Origin of the sequence: Flavobacterium pectinovorum, assembly GCF_900142715.1 — a bacterium.
GTDB lineage: Bacteria > Bacteroidota > Bacteroidia > Flavobacteriales > Flavobacteriaceae > Flavobacterium > Flavobacterium pectinovorum.
In genome coordinates, this window is sequence record NZ_FRBX01000006.1 from 239,013 (window position 1) to 255,290 (window position 16,278).

Below are 16,278 nucleotides of genomic sequence, written 5' to 3' on the forward strand. Positions count from 1 at the left end.
AGTTTATTGCTTTTTTGTAAATATGTTTTTAAAGAAAGATTTTGTTTTAGAATCTTTTTTGGGAGCTTTATCAGCTGCTTTTTTCTTTTCTTGTTCGGCTGCTTTCTCTTTTGCTGTTTTTTCTTTTTCGGCTGCTTTTTCTTTTGCTATTCTTTCTTTCTCAGCTTTTTCTTTTTCTTTGGTTGCTTCTTTGTATGAAGTTAACGTATTAGCATCCTGCGTAATTTCAAGTTGTTGTGCTTCTTTTTGAGATTTTTCAATTTTAGCCTGTTCTTCTTTCAGTCTGTATTCCTGAGATTTAGACAGTTTTTGTTTTTTAGGAACAAGAGTTCCTTTTTTGTAAACAAGTGTATCGTTCTTTTCGAAGTTTACCCATTTACCCGTTTTTAGGTCTTTACTGTATTTTCCGCTTTCGGCAAGAGCGCCATTTTGGTCGTAACGTAAATAGTCGCCACATTTTAAGCCTTTTTTCCAATTTTGAACAGATTCAATAGTTCCGTTTGAATGCCAGGTTTTCCAGGTTCCTACTTTAAGGCCTTCTTTAAACTGACCTTGCTCGGCCAATTGATTGCTGTGATACATTTTTACAAATTTATCATCAAGCAAAGTTCCGGCAATACCAGATTCGGCACTATGAATTGCACCGCCTTTAAACCAATAGTACATTTTATGGTCTTTTACCTTTATCTTTTTATCGGTAGTATAAAACTCGTATCTGAAGTTGGCATCAGATATGCGTTTGATGGCATATGGATCTGAAAAAGAAACCAAAAAAAGACTAAAAAAAAGCAGTAAAAAACCGGATAATACTTTTGTTTTCAATGTGGTATTTTTTTTAATAAAACTGGGGCAAGATAAACTTTTAAAATTCTTTTACAAATAAATTCTGTAGGTTTTTTAATGATAAAGAAATGTTATGAAATTGCAATTCAAATTACTGTTTTTGTGACTATTAATTAAGCTCAAAATAGCCTAAATTTTCTATCTTTGAAATGCTGAAAATGACCTTTTGGTGCATTTTTCAGGATATTTATTATTGCCTGAGTTATTGTTTTTATTGACTTTAAAGAAGTTTAGATTACTATCCTTTTGGAATGCTGGTGCCAAATCGTCATCAAGACAGCAAAGAGTATCGTTATGGGTTCCAGGGACAGGAAAAAGATGATGAAATTAGAGGTGGTGATGGAAATTCGCTTAACTATACCTTCAGGATGCATGATGCTAGGATTGGTAGGTTTTTTGCAATGGATCCTTTGACTAAAAAATATCCATATTTAACTCCTTACCAATTTAGCTCTAATCAACCTATCCATGCTAAAGAATTGGAAGGATGCGAAAGTGCTGCAGAAATTAAACCATATGTTGGTGTATCTTTAAATTGGGGAAGTAATAATAAATCCATTAGTCTAACTGGACATACTACCGGAAATATTGGTAATTGGCAAGGTTCTGTTGGAGGAAGCGTTACTTTATATGAACAATTTTATAATACAGGAAAGGGCGGTTTTGAATTCAAGGCATCCGTTTTAGGTGGATTTAATGATGGCAGATTAAATGTTACCTTAGGAACAAATTATTTTAGAGGAGCAGGGGGAATGGCTGAGTTTGGTCAAAGAACTGGAATATTGAATTTTGGAATTGGTAAATTCAACTTCTCTTATGAAAACGATGGGTTTCCTTTCCAAAAAATTGGATTGAGTGATGGTCATGATAGTCATAGAAGTGCTGCAGTTAAAATTAATTGGGGGCAATTTTCTGGAGGATTTAATTTATTTACGGGTTATAGAGATAATTATAAAGGAGATGAAGAAAAGGTTTCAGATGGATTAAATTTTGGACCAACAATTGGTAAATTTGGAGAAAAAATGCCTTATGGATATGTGATTGAAACTGGTAAACCTTATAGATTTGGAGCTGCTTTTTTAAGCTATGGAAGCACAAAAATAGGAATTGAGTCTGATCGATACATAAGGCATGCTATTCAAGATAACTGGGCACATGATATGTCTACACCTAATACTCGTCAACCAGGATTTAGATCTTTAACAGATGATATTAAGCCATTTTTTCAATTTAAAGATAACGGAGATAGTACTTCTCCTAAGTTTACTCTTTATGATTATTAATAGAAACGATGAAAAAAAATATTTTTATTTTGCTCTTATTATTTATTTCTTGTGGAGTCAAAACTTATATGCTAGAAAACGGATTCACAAAAGTTCCTGTTAACGCTACGAATTATTTAGAGATTGAAAAATTTGATTTAAAATTGAATAAAGTTATTGATACAAGTTGTATCTACGAACAGTTTAATATAGAATATAAGATTTTATCGAGATTAGACAAACATGTTGAGACCAATATTTATGGAGTTTTAAGATTTTATGGCAATGGTCGTTTTAATCAATTTTATTTAAACAGGGAAAGGAATCAATTATTAATTAAAAATAATTTTAATCCTTCTTATTCTGGGTATAGAGGCTATTATAATAAAAAAGATAGTGATATTAGATTTGATATCTTCGCTCCAATTACGCAAACAAAGGAAATCGGCAAATTATCGGGAATTATAAATGTTCAAGGAGATACAATCTATTTGATTACTAGTAAATACAGAGAGGCAGAAATCTTTATTAAAAGAAAAGTTTCAAATGAACTACTGGATTTTAGAGCTAATTGGTGACCATGGCTTTCCAAGAGTTCTTCAAATAATAAATTTATCGTGTATGCTATGAGAATATTTCCCAAACTTTGCACTCGCGACGATGCGGCATAATAAAAAACTACAACTTTTTAGGGTTGTAGTTTTATTAATAATTTCATTCCCCTCTTCGCTAAAATTGTATTTTTGACAAAACCACAACAATGAAAAAAACGAGTCCAATTATTCCTCTATTCAAACAATTCATAAAAGAAACGGAAAGTGGAAAGCGACTCAAAAAAAATGGTGAAAAAATAAAACCCGGTTCAATACAAAATTATTATTATGTACTAAACAATCTTATTCAGTTTTCGAGCGATACCAAATTTGAATTACGTATTTGTGATGCATCTAAACTTGACAAACGCGAACTGACATCAGAGAAAAGTTACTGGAAAAAATTCTATCAAAAGTTTACAGAGTTTTTATACAAAAAGGGATGTCATGATAATTATGTCGGGGCGAATATTAAAGTTATAAGGGTATTTTTTAATTATCTGAAAAATGATAAAGATATCATTACCGGTGATTTTCAAAGGCTATTTTATGTTCGAAAAGAAGAGATTGAAATTTTTGTCCTTTCTCCGGAGCAACTAAAGTTTTTAATCCATGATAAAGAATTCGAGCAAACACTTATTCCTAGCCATAAACGCATTAAGGATATTTTTGTTTTTGGCTGTACTACGGGATTACGATATTCAGACATTTTTTTATTGACGAATAAAAACTTCGAACAAATGGAAGGTGATTGGTATTTGAAACTCAAATCTCAAAAGACCAAAACGTTTAGTTTTATCAAAATTTCGGCTTATGCCGTTACTATTTTTCAGCGTTATAAAACTACAAATGATAAAACAACACTTTTTGGAAGTATCAGTTTATTCAATTTTAATAAAAGTTTAAAACAAATTGGGGAACAGGCAGGTTTTACAATGCCTATTGAAGTCTCCCGCGAAAAACAAGGAAAAACACAAAAATTAACCAGGAAAACTGATACTTCAAAAAACCGTTTTTGTGACAAAATGAGCTCACACATGATGCGGCGAACTGCAATTACGACACTTCTTATTTTAGGAATGCCGGAACATCTGGTTCGCAAAATTAGTGGTCATAGCAATGCGAGTAGTTCTTTTAATCGATATGTTCATTATGCGCAAGCTTATATGGATAAAGAGATTGAGAAGGTGCATAGTAAATTGGAGAGTTATTAAAATAAAAGCTACAACTTTTTTAGGGTTGTAGCTTTTATTATTTATGATTTTATCTTTGAATATAAAACTTTTAAAGACTAACAGCTCCGACAATTTATTCTTTCTATAGCGAGAGCACTTCATGAACGGAGTTAATAATCTAAATAATATTTCGACTTACTATAATAACGTTTTTTTCCATTTAATATATACGATCTAATTGCATAGCTCATACCATTACTCACATATAAAGTATCATAACCAAAATTTTGAAAAATATATTTATACTTTTTGTTTTTTACATTAAAAATAAGTCTATAACTGTTGCCAATAATAAATTTTTTTTTCAATGCGAATTGATATCTCGCTAATTTAAATTCTGTAAATGCAGTATCTACATTAAATTTATATTCAAATTTAACCCATTCTGAGTAAACTCTTTTGTTATTACTATATTCTTCTAAAATTATACTATCGGTTTTATTTAGATCCAGGTTTGTTGTCATTTCTGGATTAAACTCAAATAAATCTTTTTTTTCTCTATTGCTACAATTTATCATAAACAAAAAAAATATAAATAAGATTTTTTTGGTTATAAATTTATTATGGACAATCTTCATCTTTTTTATTATTTTCATTTTTATCTTTTGGCTTACCTTGTGTATAACTATTAAGTAAATATCTTATGCTATTTTCAGACAAAGTTAATGTAGCAGTTTTATCCCCCCAAGTCTGTATATTAAATGTAAACATTTTACCTCCAAATTTATCAGTGCCAGCAGGTTTTAGACCACCTAGATATGAAATGGCATGGTTACCATCAGTTTCCGTAAAACCAGGACTACCATTATTATATTTATTCATAGCTGTAGCTCTAAATGATAATATAATTTCAAACCCACTTTTATATTTTTTATCGATTTGGCTCATAGTAAATTCACCCGTATTTTTTTCATTTGGTTTAATTGTTTTAACATCGCTAAAGTTTAACAATCTCCTCATTAAATAATTTGTAGTAATACTAGTATTAGCCGTATACTCATTAGGTTTTCCATGGTAATCAGGTTGATCAGTTTGAGAATTAATGGTTTGCTGTATACTACTTAAAATTAACCAATCTGCACTATATTTTTTTTCATGTGATGACGCATCTTCTTTTGGATCAAAATCTTGTAAATCTCCAGGATGAAATACAAATTGATTGTATTTGGCTTTTCCTGTGTCATAAAGCTTCATCATTGTATCAACAAATCCCTCTTTATCATGTTTAATCCATAAATATGTTACTGCAGCGAGAACACATGTTCCAGATTTATCTTGATCTATTAAAAGTGGATTTTGTTTAAGATCATTTACTCTCTTAACAAAAGCTTTTTTGTCTAAGTTAACAAATTCAAGTCCCTCCAATTCTACACCATCCATTATTCTGTTTTCACTAAAGGCAAATGGTGAATTCCATGAAAATTTATTAGCCAACGGATCTAAGGCAAAGAACCTACCAATTCTAGGGTCATGCATCCTGAAAGTATAGTTCATCGAATTTCCTTCCCCTTTCAGCTCATCATCTTTCTCCTGCCCCTGGAACCCATAACGGTATTCTTTGCTGTCTTGATGACGATTTGGCACCAGCATTCCAAAAGGATAGTAATCTGAGAACGTAAGAACGTCTGGACTGAAGCTATAAGTTTGATCACTATAAGCGAATAAAGGACGATCTGTAATTACAGAAAGTACGTTACCTAAATGGTTTGATAACTCATAGTTTTTATCTCCAACAAAACGGTAAGAAGTTAATGGGTTTGAAGCCACTCCCTCGTTTCCTTCACCTTGGTCTTCGCCTTCGCAATCATCTCCAATTCCGTTTGCGTTTGCATCTGTTTGATCTGGATTGGCTTTTCCTCTACAATTATCACAAACATCACCAACAAGATCTCCATCAGAATCAATTTGATCAAAGTTAGGTGTTTTTTTGCAATTATCACATGCATCTCCGCGACCATCTCCGTCTGTGTCTAATTGATTACCCACACCGGCAACGTCTTTTTGTTCTTTTCCATTTGCTATAGCAATACAATTATCACAAACATCACCAACACCATCTTTATCTCCGTCTTCCTGTAAAGGATTAAATATAAACGGACAGTTGTCTTTGGTGTTTATAACACCATCACCATCTGTATCTTCATCAGGATTACTACAGAAGGTATTTGCAAATTTAACGCCATCATTTGCCAATACCATTGGGATGTTTGTATTAGATGTTGCAACGGTTTTAGTTCCTCCTTCGTCGAGCTCAAATGTATTAACCTTAAGATCTTCGGGTTCTTCTCCGTTATTTATACTATAAGTAAAATCACATACCTCTGATTTATGAGCAGGAGAATTAATGTTTTTATCGTCTTTTCCTGGTCTAAATGGAACGGTTGCCGAACCAAGTGAATTAAATGGAATTACAATTTTTAGATCTTTACTTCCACTATCCATTCCTTTGTTCTCTTCTCCATTTAAAATATTATAAGATTGTGAAGCAACAGCAGTATAAACGTTTCCATTAAGTATAATCGTTATATCATAATTTGATGTAGCCTGATTTAGCTTGATGTCAGCTTTAAAATCCCATTCTTTTTCGGGTATAGAAATAATAGGCATATCAGGTCTTTCTGAAGGCTTTACAGTATAATCAATAGCACTTGCATAACTTCTATAAGAGTAGCGGGTACGTTTTTTAAGTTTTATTCTTACGGTATATTTATTATGGTTACGACGGTATTTTACCAATGAAATTGTTGGTGTGTAGCCATTTCCTTGTTTTTTAATTCCAACTAAGATTGAACTTCTATACGAGATAGAATTGTCTCCGGGAAAACTGCCTTCTGTAGAAGATCCGTGTAATGCAGCTAAATTAAATGCGACTACATCACTGGTATCGTCACCAATTTTAAAATGAGAAACTATTGATACGGCTTCTGTTTTTGGTGTTTTATTGTCAAATAAGTTGATAGAATTTTTCTCGTTTACGGACCACAAGGCAGTCCCCATACTTGACGTAAATCCTAATCCCCATTTTCCTGATATTGTTTCTGCTACTTTTGCAACAATAGCATTTTTTTCGCTTGCTGTTACAAATTTTGAGTTTTTAAGTGCTGAAGAAACATCTGCTGTGATTTCTTTTTCTCCTCTTTCAACACCTAAACGGCTGCTTCCGTAAATATCCTGTTCAATAAGGTAGTATTTTGTAGTTCCACCATTGTTAACCATTTTGTAAGTACTCAGTACATTGCCCTGAGCATCACGTTGGTAATAAGTTGTATTGGTTGTAGAAGCAGTTTTTACTGTTTTAGCAATTCTGTTTCCTAAACCATCATACTCAAAACTAATAACAACTTGTTCCGTTTTGCCTTTACTTTTTGTAACCGATTCTACTTTACCATCTACGCGCCATTTGATTTCATCTAAATTTTCTTTGGCATCTTTTACTAATTGACCAATTTCGTCATATTCGTAGTTATTGGCACTTTGGTTGTCAATATCCAATGAAGTATCATCTGGTTTAGCAGGATCGTTAGTAAAAGCGTTATTAGGAACAGCATCATTAACATGTGTTAATTTATTTGTACCAGCTAAATAATTATAAGTAAGCTGATCCATTTGAGTTGTGTTTAATGCACCATTTGCTAATGGTGCCCAACTGTTAAGGTATGTAATGTTACCGTTTCTGTCATATTTGTAATCACTTTTGAATCCTTCAACAAAAGGATTAGCTACACCATTTGTATAAGAAACAGCTTTTGAGTGCATACTACTGATACGATTCAGCTGATCGTATGTATAATAATTAAACTGTGTAGGGATTGGCTGTTGATCTGTACCCAACAATGATGTTACCATCTCTTTGATGTTACCATTGTATAAGTTAGAATCACCTTCAAAATTAGCTCCTTTGCTAAAATTAAATAAATTATTGTCTACAGTACTTTGTGGAGTTGTATTAAATCTTGATTTATAATCTCCTCTGTAATAATTTAATGCAAAACCAAATGCATCCTTGGCAACTACTAATCCATCTTTACCGGCGTCATATTGAGAACCAAGTTCTTCTGAGTTAACTGCCTTCAGCCAGCCTTGTAAAGTATAAATATAGTCTAATCCCTGAACGTTTTTATCTCCAATTTCTACACGAGCCAGCGGTCCATGTTCGTAATACAAATAATTGGCTTCTTTCTCCCAAATTACGTTGTCTTTACTTGTGTAAACTTGTTTAATTCTATTATCAGCATCATACTCATAACGGTGTATAAATTTGTCCTGAGTACTGTTAGGCTGATAGGTTACCTGATTTACGTTTCCACTAATTAAATCATAATCATAAACCACTTTTTTGCGGTCTAACTTCATTTCAGTTAGTTTGCTATTATTATTTGTATGATGAATTAATTCTTTTACGTTTCCGTGAACATCATAATCATATAATATGGCATTATCATATTTATCAAATGCTTTGATTTCTGTTACTTCTGCAGTTAACTGATTGTAATACATTACAGCAGTTACCCTTTTATGAGTGTTATCAGCAGCATAAGAAGTAAACCAATCTGTAGTGTTCTGAACCGGAATATCATATAAAGTTTTAGTAACCTGATCAAAATGTGATCCCTGGCTGTAAGGGAATTTATCTTCTACAGCATCAACAGGAACTAAATCATTTGATGTAGCAGCTCCAAAAACTAATCTTCCGTTTTCATTGATGTTTATGGTTACACCAGATTTAACTTCAAACTGTCCTGCTTCTGTAATTCGGCCAAGACCATCATATCTTGTATAACTAAACAAAGGTGTAGTTTTTGACTGTTTTGCATTTTGTGAAGCCACAATCCTTCCTAACGCATCATATGCAAATTTAGTTTCACCACCATCCGGTGTTTTTTGCCACACCAATTGGTTTAATGAATTGTAACGGTATTGTGTCTGCATTTTATGACCCGGAGCAACAGCTACACCATTTACAGCTGTAGTATCTATTTTTTCCGGATTATTTTCTCTAACATCTTTTATTGCTGCATCAGAGTTAGGTTTCAATCTGTCAACTCCTTCTGGTGGAACTGTCTGTATTAAATTTCCAGCCTGATCATAATAGTATAATGTATATTGATACTCCTTGTCGAAAGAAGTCTGAGTTAAGGTTTCTGTTAATCCCTCAAAAGCAGCTTTTAAATAGTTTTGTCTAAACTCTTCTTTTTTAGTCGCATAAAAAGCATTTTCTATTTCTTGTTTGTTTGCCGATTTTACGGTGTTTGCATATAGTTCACAAGGTGTTTTAGTTCCTGGTATAACAGGAATTTCTAAACTAAATGAAGGAACCATGATCGCTGGTGGACAAATTTTATTATCAATAGCGTATTTATCTGCAAATTGATACCAAACTAATAATTCTTCTGTCGGGTTTGCAATTTGTGATTGAATATAATTGTAGTATTCATTAATAACAGTACTTGTTACTGTATTTCCGTATCTTAATTTAGTTGACCCAAATTCACTAATTGTTAAAAATAATGGATTCTGAATAGTTGTTATCTCCAGTTTTGCTAAATATTGTAAATAATCTGTACTGATATATGCAAAATTAGCTTCACAGAAATAAGTAGCATCTTTATCCATGTTTTCCGGAATTTTGTAATCCGGAACCTGCATAGCAACAACTTGTCTAAAAGTAAGCCATTTAGGACCACAAACAACTGGTGCCACTGCACTAGGAATACATAGGTCTGAACAGCTAAAAGTTGAAGTTTCTGCTTCTATAGATGTTACAACACTGGCTTTGGCTGATTTAGCAGACAATGCCATTTTATTTTGAGCTATGATTTGTCCGTCCTCAGAAACAGAAACATATAAATCATCACCACTGTTAATTGATTGTTTGCTTGTTGTTTTAGGCGGATAAACTTCTGACATAAACGGACAGAAAGGTACGGCAGGAGCTTTGGCTTCTGAGCTTGTAATTTTTGTAAACGTGTAGTGAGAAATTTTACTACCGTTTTGTGTTACTGTGCGCCCTTGACTATCAACAAAGTTAATTTTGAACGTTAAGTCACTTGTAACATCAATGTAGTTAATGCGTCTTGCATTTTTGATATTAATATCATAGAAATTGATGAAATTCCTGTTATAAACTGATCCTGAATTTTCGTCAAAGTTGATGCTTACTAAATTGTTTTCTGCAACAATAGAATATTTGTCTATTACAACTGCTTTTAAATTATTTTCAGTATATCTGGTTCTTGCTTTCTGGAAGTGAGACACTAATTTAGAATCTCTGACAAAAGCACTAATCGGACTGTAACCAGATACAGATCCTGATTTGTAGAAATCACCATCTGCATTAACTTCATGGTTTCTTGTAATTAAGAAATCGTTCAATATGTTTTTTACATTGTTTTCATAAGTAAGCTCATCATTAGCTGCTACAGAACAAGATGTAATAGGAGTGTAGGTGTTACAAGGTTTTTGATCCGGGTTCGGTATATTAGGACAATTGTCGCAATTGTCAAAAAATCCATCACCATCACTATCAACTGTACCACAGATTCCGCCGCCACCGCATGCATCTCCTACACCATCACCATTTAAATCCCATTCGCCACAAGTAGAACAACATGTGAAGTAAAGTGGCGTGTTTGTATTTCCTGATGTAATTTTTGCAGATATCTGTCTGGTAGAAAATAATAGTCTTCTTGTTGTTACTCTTACAAGATTATAGTTTCCTTGCTGATTTCCAATTACGATATTAGAAATACGGTCAGATCCTAAAGTATAGGTTCCCAGATTTAAGTTGACACGTTTTTCATCATTTACAGAAATTGAAACACCTTCTGTAGTATTTTTCCATTTTACAACATCATTTTGTTTAATACCTAAATAAGTATAAAGATATCCATCTGTAAAAACAGGATTTGCCGTAATATTTAAGTCAGCATTTCTAAGCGTTCCGGCAGATTGCAGATTAAGTACTAATTTTCTAAATGATTCATCAAATCTTTCTTTTTTATCACATGGAGCTTCTGTTAAATAACCACATTCACCAATGTTTGCTTTTGTTATTCCTTCAATAAGTACTTCTTCGGGAGCAGTACAATTTGATCCTGATGCAGTTTTTCTTTTTACAATTCCTAAAATCTGAAATTGATAAGTTTGGTTTTCTCTGTCATAAGATCCTGGTATGTAATAAAAGCTTTTGAAACCAATAATATCTTCCCAATTTGGTGCATCAGGACTGTTACCACACGCATCCTGATAAGAATTATTATTTACAAAATTTAACACAATAGGTGTAGCAATATTAGTATTACCCAAATAAGTAAAACCAATATTCAAGGCTCCCGAAGCATCTTCAAAAGTTTTAATTTTTGGAGTCTCTGAAGCTGTTGCTAAATTAAATGTTGGATTAATCTGTGCATTAAATAAACTTTTAGTCAGATATGGCATACTAGTGGTTTTGAAACCATTAATTAATAAACCATCCGGTTGTATTGTTTTATCAACCAATCCTTTTAAGAAATATTCCATTTCAAAAGCCATCGGACATTTTCCGGTTTCCATATACATGGCAGATTCTGTACTGTTTTTTATATCAGCAAGAGCCTGAGCATCTTCAATAGAAGAATCAAATCCGTAATCAGCAGGTACAAAACGTCTTTCTTTGTTTAAATATAAAGAAGAAGTTTCTTCTGAGCATGCCCATTCAATTCCTAAACTTGCAGGAGTTGTGCTTGGTGTAGCAGGATTATCCGGAATAGTATCTATTGCCTCTGTAACCCATTGGTAATTAGTTTTATTACCAACATATTTAATTGCATCATATTTTTTGAATAAAGTGACAAAAGTGTCAGTACTCTCTACATTACCAATACAATCATTATAGTTGTTTTTTGTAGCGGCGTAAACATGAGAAAAGACTGTTCTTGTCTTTTGTTTAAACGAAATATAATTGGTTTTGAAATTTGTCCAGATTCTTTGTTTTAAAATTGGATCCTGCATTTTATCAATATTATCCAATAAGGCTGCTGTAGACAGATTTATAAAATCTTCATATACTGACTCTGGTGCAATTCCGTTATTATAAATAGCAAAATAATAAGATGCCTGTAGCATGTTCATTCTTTTGCCATTGGCCATCTTAATACCATCATAATTGATAGTTGTCGCTTCTCTCATTAAATCTTTTCGGATTCTGAAATCGGTATCAGATTCCAGATTATTCTTAGAAGTATAATAAGGATCGCTGTCTGCATCCTGAGCGCCAATGGTTAATAATTTTGTAATTAAACCGTTTGGTGCAAATATTTTATTTTCTGTGTCTTTGATCGCTCCGGTTTCACCGTCAGCGTACTCAATTTCTCTTATTTTTTCATCAAAGCCATCAGAGTTATCTCCAACTGTGTTTAATTTTTCGCATATTGCAGAATTGTAAACATAATATTGATATTCCGGGTGATATGGTAACAAAGCATTTGCCCAATTTGGTTTCCATAACGGAACAAAATCGGCTATATACTTTATATATTTAGGCTCTACCAAAAATACACTTGGATCATCACTATCCGGATCATCATCATTTTCCGGAGTTAAAACTACTGTATCAACCAAAGCAGGTCTGTATTGGCCTTCTCCGGTTAGTTGTACTCTAATTTTAGCTATTGATCCGTCTTCGTTTTTATAAGATCCTCCAAAAGGTCTTCTCCAGTTGTAGTTTGAAACTTTTATTTCTACAAGTTCAGTAGTATCCGGAACGGTATCCATAACTGTTGTATAACCACCGTATAAAAGTTGGTTGTGGTCGTTAAAAACACTTAACGGATCTGTTATTTTGCTTGATGCAGGATCGTTGATTTCATCATCTTCAGATTCTAATCCTTCTACAGATCCATATTGTCCGTGAGGGCTAACATCACCCAATAGGTTTTCTAAATTAAGATTACAAACATTAATTGGCTGTTTACACAATTCACGACATCCGGTTAATAAACCTCTAAACTCAAGTTTGTAAGAAGTTACTTTTGGAAGAATATCTTTTTGAGCAATAACTTTTTGATCAGTATCAGTTCCGGTAAATTGTGATCCGTTGTAAGCGAATGTATTCGTTGTGAAATTCGCATTTAGGTTTTTAATCACATATTGCTTTTCTGCAGCTAAAACCTGGGCTTCTCTATCGGCAACCTTACCAAGATCAGCAGGATCGGCAGAAAGTTTTAGTTTAAAAGCGGTACATTCTTCAGGAGTTAGATTGTCGCATATTAACGATTCTTCGCAGCTTTTACAAGTTACATTACAATCTTCTTCTGTAATATCAGGTTCTAAGCCGGCATAGTCAGGCAAACATTTTTGGTCTAACTTTAATTGTGCAATATAATCATCAGCATATTTGTTTAAGATATCATAGTCTACACGAAGGTCTTTGCTTAAAGGATAAGTTCCTACTTTTAGAGCTTTACCTGCGTCTAATGCTGTATAATCTCTTTTGAAACTTAAAGAAGCAGGAGTAGAAGAGGTTACACTGAACTTGCCAATTTTTAATGACAAAGAATCTGAAGGGATAAGCAATTCATTTGCACAGTCATTTTTTAAAGCTATTGACCAGTCGTAAACAAATGGATATTGTTTTGCACTAAGACAAACATCAGTAAATGAACCAGCTGTTTTGGTTAATGTATAAGCAAATTTAATTTCTCCTTCTTTTACTACAGAAACCGGAGTATTCAATCGAATACCATCTTCCTGAATACCATTATTACCAGATGCATATTTATCATTATTTGATAATAAATTGGTTGTTGTTTCCAGATGAAGAGTATTGTCTGTTTCATCATACAAAGAAACAAGAGTTGAATTGCCTTGTGCATCTTTAAGATTATCTCCTACAAGTGCCGTTGCAACTGTTCTTCCCTGAGGATCAAGATAGCTTACGCTGACTTGCTTATTTGGGTCGATAACAATATTCTTTTTATAACGTGAAAAATCTCCCACTTTGTAACCAAAAAGACGGTTTAGTTCTTCTTGTTTTGGCTGCCCGTAAAAATATTGCATTTCATGACCGGTACCAATTTGGTGGTCTTTTCCAACACCACCTTTTCTTTTGATTCTTCCGGTATTATCAGGAGTATATTCTACCTGAGAAAATGGATATCCTGCTGCATTAGGAACTAAATCTTTATAGTTTTTGTAAGTAGCATTGTTTTCTGAATAATATTTACCGGCACCATCATCATTAGACATAATCGAAACAGGAATTGGAGTACAGTCTGTAACTGAAGGATTATCCCAATCAAAATCATTATGAGAATAGATTGAATTGCTGGCATTTTTATTTAAAGCATCATAAAAATGAATTCCCGATGAATTTACAGGAGCTGGTAAAACTTCAATAGCAGGTCTTCCCTGAGTATCATAAATAACCTCACCAACTATAGCTTTTCCTTGCGTAGTTATGGTTTGTGATCCTGAAATTTCCTGTCCCGGAGTATTAGTTTTTGTTACAGTTTGACGATTACGCAAACTACCATCAAAATAACTTACAACTTCTTTCTTTTTTCCGTCTTCGGCAAAAGAAGCCTGATATTGCCAGTTCTTTTTACCCGATTCGTGTGCCTGATTAATTTCGACTATTTGAGTTTGACGCCAGTGACTTAATTTGGTAAATGTATCTGTTAAACCACTTGACCAAAGACCATAGTAGTTTTTAGAAATATTGTCAAGAAAACGCCCTACAGGTCTTACACGATAAACTAAATAACCTTTAGAATATACAAGTGGAATTCTATAACTAACTTCTTTTGTTTGAATTCGGGTGCTATTACGTTTAAAATCCTGTTCTGTTAACGCAATTTCTTCAGGAGTTAATTTATTGTTTTCTTTTCCATAGTTATCTATCCATGTCCATTCGAGTTCATATTCAACAGCCGGAGCAACAGCATCTTTTGTCCAGTTGATGATTAACTCTTCGGCACCGCTACTAACAGTTTCTTCGGTTAATCCATTGTATTTTATAAGACTATGAGACATCGGAAATACCGATGTGTTTTCAGTGGCACTAAAATGCAAATTGTAGTAACGATCTGTTTTAAATTTTAACTCCAGATATGCGGGAGAGTTAGATATTGTTAAATCATGATTATCTATATCTGTATATTTGATAGATTGAACTGTTACTTCAGCTTTATGAACTCCGGGTAATTGATATACAGCGTAATCATTAAACGATTTTCCTTTTGTTACATTATCATGTTTTATTTTTAACGTAATCTTAAAAGGATTTGGATATGTTACTATTTTATTAGCACTATCCACATAAGTCATAATTTGATTACCAGCCTTATCAATAGGCTTAATTAGTAATTCAATTTCACTATAATATACAGCGGCATAAGCTGCCAAATCTGCCAGATTATCGTTAAAACCAAAGTGAATAGACACTACAGGTTTAACTGAAGTAAAAAGATTTTTCTGGCCTAAACTTGCAAATTTAGAGTCTTCAACCGTTAATTTTGGTTGTACGTTTAGGTCATTTCCTTGTTTTCTGCCGCCCAAAGTCTCCTCTTGCTGACTAAATGCAAACAATGAAAACAGTGTAAATATAAATGCTATTAGATGCTTGTTGATATACATATATCTATTTTTTATTTTATTTATTGGAAATAACTCTTTGATCGTTAAGCTCGTACTTTTTTAATCTTTCTACTAAAAGAATTTGCTTTTTAGCCGATGTTGTAAAGTAGGTTTTGGTATTAAAAACCGAAGCATTAACCGGATTTCTGTTAAAATTTGTATTGATTATTTCTAGTCTTGGATAATGTGGATCGGGACTTCGATAATCTTTAGAAAAATTGACCGCCGTGTTATAATAAAAAGTTTGCTTTTGCAAGAAATAACTTTTTGTTACCTGAACCACAATTTTTGAATAAGGAAGGCTAGAGTAGGGCTTTGCCACCATAGTTATTTCCCAATACGACTTATAATCAACAAATTTTTCAATTTTACAGACATCAAGGAGCGGTTTCATATCAAAATCTCCTGCATAATTAGGAACCGGATTTGAAATCTCAATTGCTTTCTCGGCGTTGCTGATTTTAAGAAATACTGTTTTTGAATTCAGCATTTCAGTATCTCCAATTTTGGTGTAAATCTCATTACTGGCATTTTTATAATAAATGCCTTTGTAAGTTTCTTCCACTTTTTTAGCATCAAAATCTTTATATAAAGAATAACTTGATTTGTATTGTAAAGGCTTAGCTTCACTATATTGTTTGGCTAATTTTTGAAAAACCTGACTTACGGTCTGTGTATGTGCTAAACAACTACTGAATAAAACCCATACGTATAGTAATTTTTTAAACATAC

7 protein-coding genes and 1 pseudogene are annotated in these 16,278 nt (G+C 32.9%); 4 read left to right on the top strand and 4 right to left on the bottom strand.

Annotated elements, in window-relative coordinates; all coding sequences use genetic code 11:
• Positions 1-3: 3 nt before the first annotated feature.
• Positions 4-822, bottom strand: a complete 819-nt coding sequence (locus BUE22_RS19770) for a toxin-antitoxin system YwqK family antitoxin (protein ID WP_124020536.1) — start codon at positions 820-822, stop codon at positions 4-6.
• Between the two features lie 269 nt (positions 823-1,091).
• On the opposite strand from BUE22_RS19770, the pseudogene BUE22_RS24015 reads away from it, so the two are divergent.
• The 4 genes and pseudogenes from BUE22_RS24015 to BUE22_RS19790 form a co-directional block, all read left to right on the top strand.
• Positions 1,092-1,319, top strand: a pseudogene (locus BUE22_RS24015) (RHS repeat-associated core domain-containing protein); the annotation flags it as partial.
• A 3-nt stretch (positions 1,320-1,322) separates the two neighbouring features.
• Positions 1,323-2,126, top strand: coding sequence for a polymorphic toxin type 23 domain-containing protein (locus tag BUE22_RS23525; protein WP_262489605.1), 804 nt, complete (start codon positions 1,323-1,325; stop codon positions 2,124-2,126).
• Between the two features lie 8 nt (positions 2,127-2,134).
• Positions 2,135-2,683, top strand: a complete 549-nt coding sequence (locus BUE22_RS19785; RefSeq protein ID WP_073397657.1) for a hypothetical protein — start codon at positions 2,135-2,137, stop codon at positions 2,681-2,683.
• A gap of 182 nt (positions 2,684-2,865) precedes the next feature.
• The gene (locus BUE22_RS19790) at positions 2,866-3,912 is read left to right on the top strand and encodes a tyrosine-type recombinase/integrase (protein ID WP_073397658.1); all 1,047 of its coding nucleotides are present in this window, start codon (positions 2,866-2,868) and stop codon (positions 3,910-3,912) included.
• Positions 3,913-4,043: 131 nt separating this feature from the next.
• Here the strand turns inward: BUE22_RS19790 and BUE22_RS19795 are convergent, their stop codons facing one another.
• Genes BUE22_RS19795 through BUE22_RS19805 form a run of 3 tightly spaced genes read right to left on the bottom strand, consistent with a single transcriptional unit; the run spans position 4,044 to position 16,276 of the window.
• On the bottom strand, positions 4,044-4,529 hold the full coding sequence (locus BUE22_RS19795; protein ID WP_073397659.1) for a hypothetical protein: 486 nt from the start codon (positions 4,527-4,529) through the stop codon (positions 4,044-4,046).
• Positions 4,495-15,546 (bottom strand): thrombospondin type 3 repeat-containing protein, encoded by an 11,052-nt coding sequence (locus tag BUE22_RS19800; protein WP_084540297.1) that lies wholly within the window; start codon positions 15,544-15,546, stop codon positions 4,495-4,497. Before BUE22_RS19800 ends, BUE22_RS19795 begins: the two co-directional genes overlap by 35 nt.
• Positions 15,547-15,562: 16 nt before the next feature.
• The gene (locus tag BUE22_RS19805; protein ID WP_124020512.1) at positions 15,563-16,276 is read right to left on the bottom strand and encodes a LolA3 family protein; all 714 of its coding nucleotides are present in this window, start codon (positions 16,274-16,276) and stop codon (positions 15,563-15,565) included.
• Positions 16,277-16,278 lie beyond the last annotated feature (2 nt).

What these genes read in the sequence shown, in the direction of transcription:
- BUE22_RS19785 (WP_073397657.1), top strand. Translation starts at nt 2,135, where the DNA reads ATGAAAAAAAATATTTTTATTTTGCTCTTATTATTTATTTCTTGTGGA.
- BUE22_RS19790 (WP_073397658.1), top strand. Translation starts at nt 2,866, where the DNA reads ATGAAAAAAACGAGTCCAATTATTCCTCTATTCAAACAATTCATAAAA.
- BUE22_RS19795 (WP_073397659.1), bottom strand. Translation starts at nt 4,529, where the DNA reads ATGAAAATAATAAAAAAGATGAAGATTGTCCATAATAAATTTATAACC.
- BUE22_RS19800 (WP_084540297.1), bottom strand. Translation starts at nt 15,546, where the DNA reads ATGTATATCAACAAGCATCTAATAGCATTTATATTTACACTGTTTTCA.
- BUE22_RS19805 (WP_124020512.1), bottom strand. Translation starts at nt 16,276, where the DNA reads ATGTTTAAAAAATTACTATACGTATGGGTTTTATTCAGTAGTTGTTTA.